This is a genomic window from Nocardia sputi, from assembly GCF_023501985.1.
This window is the reverse complement of sequence record NZ_JAMFLC010000072.1, coordinates 1-994: the sequence shown is the minus strand read 5'-3', so window position 1 is coordinate 994 and position 994 is coordinate 1. Positions and strand designations below refer to the sequence as shown.

Annotated in this window: 1 protein-coding gene; it reads right to left on the bottom strand. The window is 65.9% G+C overall.

Annotation, left to right across the window (positions count from 1 at the left end):
* Positions 1-994 (bottom strand): IS30 family transposase (locus M8859_RS36665; protein ID WP_249645679.1); only part of this gene is annotated, 994 nt, incomplete at both ends.

The window sequence follows — 994 nt, the reverse complement described above, 5'->3', positions numbered from 1 at the left end:
GCTTAGCCAGACGCTCGGCTGGGGTATCCCAGTCGAGCGTTTTGCGTGGTCGGCCGTTGAGTTCGGCGGCGACGGTGTCGAGGTGTTCGCGGGTGTGCACGGACAGGTCGGTTCCCTTGGGGAAGTATTGCCGTAGCAGGCCGTTGGTGTTGTCGTTCGAGCCGCGTTGCCAGGGACTGGCGGGGTCGCAGAAGTAGACGGGGATGTCGGTGGCGACGCTGAACTGGTGATGTTCGGCAAGTTCGCTGCCTTGGTCCCATGTCAACGATCGGATCAGATGCGGTGGAAGCTCAGTGACGGTGCGCTGCAGGGCGTCTCGCATCTGTTCGGCGCTGCGACCGTGGGGTAGATGGACGAGCATGACGTAGCGGGTGGCGCGCTCGACGAGGGTGCCGATCGCCGAAGCACTGTCTTTGCCGATGATCAGATCGCCTTCCCAGTGTCCGGGCACGGCCCGGTCCTCGACCTCGGCGGGCCGGTCGCTGATCATGACCATCGGGTGGATGAACCGCGGTTGGCGGCAGTTGACCTGACGACGCGGTTTGCGCCGGGCACGGCCGGTGCGCAGTGCTCGGGCCAGTTCACGGCGCAGCTCGCCGCGGCCCTGAACGTAGAGGGCCTGATAGACGGTCTCGTGGACCACATGCATCTCCGGCCGGTCGGGGAATTCGTCACCAATAGCCTGGCAGATCTGCTCGGGGCTGCACCGTTTGTCCAGCCGTTGCTGGATGAACTCCGCCAACTCGGGGAACCTGGCGGTCTTGCGGATCTTCGGCCGTGGCCGACGCGCGTCGGCGCGGGCCTGAGCAGCATGCGGTCGATAGGCCCGCTGCCCAGCCGGGCTCACGGTGCCGTTGCGAACGATCTCGCGGCTGATGGTGGATGGACTGCGTCCCAGCTCGCCCGCGATCGTGCGGATACCCGCCCGCTCTCGCCGCCGGTCAGCGATATGGATGCGCTCGTTCTCGCTCAGATATCGCGACTTCGATACAGC